The organism is Kitasatospora sp. NPDC058184 (genome assembly GCF_042883725.1).
Classification (GTDB): domain Bacteria; phylum Actinomycetota; class Actinomycetes; order Streptomycetales; family Streptomycetaceae; genus Kitasatospora.
The window spans coordinates 40480-46857 of sequence record NZ_JBHVVE010000041.1; the positions used below are offsets into that span (position 1 = coordinate 40480).

8 protein-coding genes are annotated in these 6378 nt (G+C 72.6%); 4 read left to right on the top strand and 4 right to left on the bottom strand.

Annotation, left to right across the window (positions count from 1 at the left end):
- Positions 1-86: 86 nt before the first annotated feature.
- From rplT to infC, 3 genes are all read right to left on the bottom strand, one after another.
- Positions 87-482, bottom strand: a complete 396-nt coding sequence (gene rplT, locus ACFVXH_RS40610) for a 50S ribosomal protein L20 (RefSeq protein WP_030055649.1) — start codon at positions 480-482, stop codon at positions 87-89.
- Between the two features lie 109 nt (positions 483-591).
- Positions 592-786, bottom strand: coding sequence for a 50S ribosomal protein L35 (gene rpmI, locus ACFVXH_RS40615; protein WP_030055648.1), 195 nt, complete (start codon positions 784-786; stop codon positions 592-594).
- A gap of 142 nt (positions 787-928) precedes the next feature.
- On the bottom strand, positions 929-1660 hold the full coding sequence (infC, locus tag ACFVXH_RS40620; protein WP_074002347.1) for a translation initiation factor IF-3: 732 nt from the start codon (positions 1658-1660) through the stop codon (positions 929-931).
- Between the two features lie 446 nt (positions 1661-2106).
- On the opposite strand from infC, the gene ACFVXH_RS40625 reads away from it, so the two are divergent.
- Positions 2107-2484, top strand: a complete 378-nt coding sequence (locus ACFVXH_RS40625) for a DUF1844 domain-containing protein (protein WP_049649872.1) — start codon at positions 2107-2109, stop codon at positions 2482-2484.
- A 50-nt stretch (positions 2485-2534) separates the two neighbouring features.
- Here ACFVXH_RS40625 and ACFVXH_RS40630 read toward each other — a convergent pair whose 3' ends face one another.
- Positions 2535-3308: an SseB family protein gene (locus ACFVXH_RS40630; protein WP_387831181.1), complete on the bottom strand. Its 774-nt coding sequence runs from the start codon at positions 3306-3308 to the stop codon at positions 2535-2537.
- Positions 3309-3410: 102 nt separating this feature from the next.
- On the opposite strand from ACFVXH_RS40630, the gene ACFVXH_RS40635 reads away from it, so the two are divergent.
- The 3 genes from ACFVXH_RS40635 to ACFVXH_RS40645 all read left to right on the top strand — a co-directional run bounded on the left by ACFVXH_RS40635 (position 3411) and on the right by ACFVXH_RS40645 (position 6268).
- Positions 3411-4634 carry an amino acid deaminase/aldolase gene (locus ACFVXH_RS40635; RefSeq protein WP_387831182.1) on the top strand — a complete coding sequence of 408 codons (1224 nt, stop codon included), beginning with the start codon at positions 3411-3413 and terminating at the stop codon, positions 4632-4634.
- Between the two features lie 58 nt (positions 4635-4692).
- Positions 4693-5112 (top strand): hypothetical protein, encoded by a 420-nt coding sequence (locus ACFVXH_RS40640; protein ID WP_049649875.1) that lies wholly within the window; start codon positions 4693-4695, stop codon positions 5110-5112.
- Between the two features lie 241 nt (positions 5113-5353).
- Positions 5354-6268, top strand: a complete 915-nt coding sequence (locus ACFVXH_RS40645; RefSeq protein WP_049649876.1) for a lytic polysaccharide monooxygenase — start codon at positions 5354-5356, stop codon at positions 6266-6268.
- Positions 6269-6378: the final 110 nt, after the last annotated feature.

Consider the following 6378-nt stretch of genomic DNA (forward strand, 5'->3'; position numbering starts at 1 on the left):
AGGGCGCTGAAGGAGGGGGGCGAAAGCAGGACCGGACCCGCAGGCGAGCCTGCGGGTCCGGTCAGAGCTCAACCGATCTCGGAAGATCAGGCGGCGTCCGCGGCGGCCTTCGGGGCGTTCACGTCGGCCGGCAGCGCCTTCTGGGCGACCTCGACCAGGGAGGCGAACGCACCCGGGTCGTTGACGGCCAGGTCGGCCAGCATCTTGCGGTCGATCTCGACGCTGGCGGCCTTCAGGCCCTGCACGAAGCGGTTGTAGGTGATGCCGTTGGCACGGGCCGCAGCGTTGATGCGCTGGATCCACAGCTGACGGAAGTCGCCCTTGCGCTTCTTGCGGTCGTTGAAGTTGTAGACCAGCGAGTGGGTGACCTGCTCCTTGGCCTTGCGGTACAGGCGCGAACGCTGGCCACGGTAGCCGCTGGCGCGCTCCAGGATGACCCGGCGCTTCTTGTGGGCGTTGACTGCCCGCTTGACGCGTGCCACTTGATTACTCCTTGGGTTGGACCACGGACTACTTCACGTGGTCCGTCATTCGAATGGGTCGGGAAGGATCAGCTGCCCCGCTCACGGCTCGCGCCGGGCGGGAGGGCGATCACTTGCCGAGAAGCTTCTTGATCTTCTTGGCGTCAGCGGGGGCCAGCTCGACGGTCCCGGCCAGCTTGCGGGTCAGCGTCGAGGGCTTGTGCTCCAGGAGGTGGCGGCGGCCGGCGCGCTCGCGCAGCACCTTGCCAGAGCCACTGATCTTGAAGCGCTTGCTGGCGCCACTGTGCGTCTTCTGCTTCGGCATTTCGCCGTATCTCCTCGTCAGTCCCGTCCGCGCCCGCGCGACGTGCGCCGCGCGGGCGTGAACTGGATGGATCTGCGGTGACCGGGCGGGACGCCCCGTCACCCTGGGGGCCGGTCTCCCGGGCCTCCTGGCCGGTGAGGGCTCAGGCGCCCTGGGAGGCGGCCGGCTGCTCGACCGGAGCGTCGGCCTCGACGGCCGGCGCCTCGGCCGGGGCGTCCTCGGCCTCGGTCACGACGTCCTCGACGTCGGTCACGACGTCCTCGTCCTCGATGTCCGCAGCGGCGTCGGGGCCGCCGGTGCGGCCCTGACGCTCGGCCTTGCGGGCGTCCGCGAGGGCGCGGGCCTCGGCCATCGCCTCGGTCTTCTTCTTGTGCGGGCCAAGAACCATGATCATGTTACGGCCGTCCTGCTTGGGCGAGGACTCGACGAAGCCCAGGTCCTGGACGTCGTCGGCGAGCCGCTGGAGCAGACGGAAGCCCAGCTCGGGGCGGGACTGCTCACGACCGCGGAACATGATCGTGATCTTGACCTTGTCGCCCTGCTTGAGGAACCGGACGACGTGACCCTTCTTGGTGTCATAGTCGTGCGGGTCGATCTTCGGCCGGAGCTTCATCTCCTTGATGACCGTGTGCGCCTGGTTCTTGCGCGCCTCACGGGCCTTCATGGCCGACTCGTACTTGAACTTGCCGTAGTCCATGAGCTTGCACACCGGCGGCCGGGCGGTCGCCGCGACCTCGACCAGGTCGAGGTCGTACTCCTGCGCGAGCTCCAGCGCCTTGGCAAGCGGCACGATGCCGACCTGCTCGCCGCTGGGACCGACGAGTCGCACCTCGGGGACGCGAATCCGGTCGTTGATGCGGGGCTCGGTGCTGATGGGGCCTCCTCGGTTGCACCTTCTGCGATGCGGCCGTCGGACGGCGGTCGCACGTAGTGGACTCGACCACTGGGCGGGGCTTCATTCGTGCTGCGCTGTCCGGCTACGTACACCGCCACACGAAAAAAGCCCCGCTCGGTACAAGCGGGGCTCCACACAACCGGGGGCTGCGCCCGGTGAGGGGCGCTGCGGCGACTCGGCGCCAGGGGCGCCCGTCGCGGACCGGGACCCGTCGGCCGCGAGGCCGACAAGGTGGGAGACTTTCGCGGTTGCCCTCTCGGGCCTCCTCAGTGGAGCCTCCACTTGCTGGCCGAGTGCCCATACGGGATCCCGGCCGGTCAGTCTCGAAGCTTACAGCGTCACGCGGTCGAACGCTATTCCGCCCCGGCGCGGACCCCCTTGTACGCTCCACGTGTACCCACACGGCACAACGGAACGAGCCACCCTTGAGCAGCGAGCCCACCCAGAACCCCGGCGCGGACGACGACGCGATCGGCTTCGACGACCTCACCCGCGACATCGCCGAGGTCCCGGCCGTCGAGGTGATCACCACCGTCGCCGTGCACCTGATGAGCGCCGCCGCGGTCAAGTGCGGTCTCGCCGAGGGCGGCGACAAGGACAAGGACCTGGACGAGGCCCGCAAGCTGATCACCGCGCTCGCCGGGCTGGTCACCGCCGGCGCCCCGGAGATCAGCAACTTCCACGCCGCGCCGCTGCGCGACGGGCTGCGCTCGCTCCAGCTCGCGTTCCGCGAGGCGTCCGTCGTCCCGGACGCGCCGGGCGCGGGGCCGGGCGAGAAGTTCACCGGGCCGGTCTACTCCTGACGTCCGGACGGGGAAAGGAGCGGCACACGTGTGCCGCTCCTTTCTCACGTCTACCGCTTGTAGAGCGGCTCCCCCGGCAGCTCCGCGCCGGCCGGCAGCACCGCGAGGTCCAGCCCCCGGTCCAGCCGCACCCGCAGCACCGGGTCGGCGGCCACGGCCCGTCCGACCCGCTGGGCGGCCGCCTGCAGCCCGGCCTGGTCCAGCGCCGGGTCGAAGACCACCGCGAGCACCCCGTCCGAGTCCTCCGAGGCCGCCAGCAGCCCGGTGACCACCTGCGGCTCGGCCGCCAGCAGCCCGCGGACCGCCTCGCGCACCTCCGGGTCCCGGACCGGCGGCAGGAACGCGCGGTTCTCCGCCAGCGCCCGCAGCCGGGCACCGCTCAGCAGGAACGGCACCGGCCCGGCCGGGTCGATCAGCAGGGTGTCGGCGCGCTCCGAGAAGGCCACCATCGCGGCCTGCGGGGCCGCGGTCGGCGCCGGGCGGGCGTCGGCGCGCCAGCGGGCGAGCGAGTCGAGCGAGGTGAACGCCGGCAGCGCGCGGCGCCCGTCCGGGGCCTCCAGCACCGGGACGGCCATGTCGCTGGTCTTCTCGTGCCGGTGCCCGTTCGCGTCCACCTCGACCTCGCCGAGGATCGCGACGATCGGGACCATCAGCCGGGTGGGGGTCAGCGCCGCCAGCACCTCCGGCTCGGCCGCGCGGTCCTGCGACCAGCGGGCGAGGGCCTCGGTGAGCGCCTGGTCGGCGGTGCCGTCGTCGTCGGAGAAGCCGGGATTCGGGATGCTCTTGCCGACGAACGCCGGGTTGGAGAAGTCTTTGCGGTCCACCCGCCCGACCCTATGCCACCGCGCGCGAGCGGCCCCATTTCCCCGCACGCTCCCCGCGCACGGGGCCTACCCACCGGTAGCGCGGTGTGGCACCCTGCGGCCATGGTGATCCTCGACGCGCCCGCGACCGCACCCGCCCCGGTCTCCGACCGCCTCCGGTACGACCGCGCCACCGCCCACCTGGACGGGCCGGTGGCCGTCGTGGACCTCGCCGCGTTCGACGCGAACGCCGCCGACCTGGTCCGCCGGGCCGGCGGCAAGCCGATCCGGCTGGCCAGCAAGTCGATCCGCTGCCGGGCGCTGCTGGAACGGGCCCTGGCCGTGGACGGCTTCCTCGGGGTGATGAGCTTCACCCTGGACGAGTCGCTCTGGCTGGCCCGCACCGGCGTCCGCGACATCCTGCTCGCCTACCCCTCCGCCGACCGGGCCGGCTACGCCGAACTGACCGCCGACCCGGAGGCCGCCCGCGAGATCACCGTCGTCCTGGACGACCCGGCCCAGCTGGACCTGATCGACGCGGCCCGCGGCGGCGACGCCGAGGTACGGGTCTGCCTGGAACTGGACACCTCGCTGCAACTGCTCGGCGGCCGGGTCCGGGTCGGCGCCCGGCGCTCGCCGCTGCGCACCCCCGAGGACCTCGGCGCCTTCGCCGAACTCGTCCAGCGCCGCCGGGGCTTCCGGGTGGTCGGCCTGATGGCGTACGAGGGACACGTCGCCGGGGTGGGCGACCGGGTGCCCGGACGGCCGGTGCGCTCGCAGCTGATCCGGCTGATGCAGGCCAGGTCCCGGACCGAACTGGCCGAGCGGCGCGCGGCGGCGGTCCGACGGCTGCGGCAGGTGGCCGATCTGGAGTTCGTCAACGGCGGCGGCACCGGCAGCGTGGAGTCCACCGTGGCCGAACGCGCCGTCACCGAGGTGGCGGCCGGCTCCGGGCTGTACCAGCCGCGGCTGTTCGACAACTACCGCTCCTTCCGGGGCCGCCCGGCCGCGCTGTTCGGCCAGCCGGTGGTGCGCCGCCCCGGCCTCGGCGTGGTGACCGTGCTCGGCGGCGGCTACCCGGCCTCCGGCGCGGCCGGCCCGGACCGCTCGCCGGTGCCGTACCTGCCGGCCGGACTGCGCTACGACCCGATGGAGGGCGCCGGGGAGGTGCAGACCCCGCTGCTCGGCTCGGCCGCGGACGACCTGCTGATCGGCGACCGGGTCTGGTTCCGGCACGCCAAGGCGGGCGAGCTGTGCGAGCGCTTCGCCGAGCTGCACCTGGTCGAGGGCGACCGGGTCGTGCGGACGGTGCCGACGTACCGGGGCGAGGGGAAGACGTTCCTCTGACGCTTCGTCCGCCTTTGCCCTACCGTGGTGGCGACACTGCGAACGTGAAGGGGGCGGCATGGACGCCGAGCTCGTGCAGGAGATGGTGAGGTCCGGGGCGACCTCGGTGGCCGGACTGATGGCCACGGCCGCCTGGAACCAGGCCAGTTCGCGGATCGCCCGGCTGTTCGGGCGCGGCGAGCGGGACGAGGAGGCGAGCGCCGAGCTGGAGGTGATCCGCGCCGAGGTGCTGGAGGCCGACGGCGACGAGGAGGTCCTGGCCGACCAGGCCGCCGCCCTTCGCAACCGGCTGCGCGCGCTGTTCCGGACGAACCCGCAGGCGGCCGAGGAACTCTTCGACATCCTCCGGGAGTTCCTGCCCGGGCAGTTCGAGAAGGCGCCCGGCGGGACCTACATCATCAACACCATCAGCGGCAGCTCGACCGTCAACAGCGATCTCGTGATCCAGGCCGGCATCATCCACGACATGCGGCACTGACCTTTCCGGAGCCTTAACGGGGCCCGATGGAACGGCTAACCACGGCCGTCCGTCGGGCCTTTGTCCTGCTCCGGGGCCTACAGTCCGTCAACAAGCACAGTACGCGCGGCTATTGCCTTCTGGTCCAGACCAATCCTACGCTCTGGCCGGGAGCCGCGCGCCGGGCCGGCGGCTCCCGAACGGGCAGGCGTGCCCGTTCCCCCACGCACGCCCGGAACGACGGTCAAGGAGTCCCCACCCCATGTCCATCAAGCGAAGTGCCCTGTCCGTCGGCGTGATCGGCGCCGCGGTCGTCGCGGTGGCCGGTGCCACCGCCGGCACCGCCAGCGCCCACGGCACGATGACCAACCCCGTGAGCCGGGTCGCCGCCTGCTACGCCGAGGGCCCCGAGCACCCGGTGTCCCAGATCTGCAAGGACCTCGTCGCCGCGAGCGGCACCCAGCCGCTGTACGACTGGAACGAGGTCAACATCGCCAACGCCAACGGCAACCACCAGGCGCTGATCCCGGACGGCAAGCTCTGCTCGGCCAACCGCGACAAGTACGCGGCGCTGGACTGGCCGCGCACCGACTGGCCGGCCACCGCGGTGAAGTCCGGCGCCTTCACCTTCCAGTTCCGCACCACCGCGCCGCACGTCGGCACCCAGACCGTCTACATCACCAAGGCGGGCTACGACCCCACCAAGCCGCTGAAGTGGTCGGACCTCGACCCGACCCCGGTGGCCAAGGTGCAGGTCGACCGCAACGCCGTCAACGGCTCCTACAGCTACTCCGGCACCCTGCCGCAGCGCACCGGCCGCCAGGTCCTGTACACGGTGTGGCAGCGCAGCGACAGCCCGGAGGCCTTCTACGCCTGCTCCGACGTCGACTTCGGCGCCTCCGCCACCGCCGCGTCGGCGCTCACCGCCCAGGCCCCGGCCGCGCCCAGCGACGCCCAGATCGCGGCCGACGCCTCCAAGTCCACGGTCGCCCACCACGGCCACGGCGGGGACCCGGACTCCCCGGCCGGCCAGGTGATCCCGACCGCCTCGGCGGCCGTGGGCGGTACCTCGGCCACCGGTCCGCTGCTGCTCGCGGGTGCCGCCGCGATCAGCGTCGGCTGGGCCGGCATGGTGCTCCGGCGCCGTCGCGTCGAGGCTGTTCGACGCGACTCCTGACGCCGGGCGCGGGACCGGGCCGGCCACACCCCCGTCCGGCCCGGTTCCCGCGGCACCACCCCGCGTACGAGCGAACGGCGGCGGCCCACCCGGAGGGTTCCCTCCCGGGT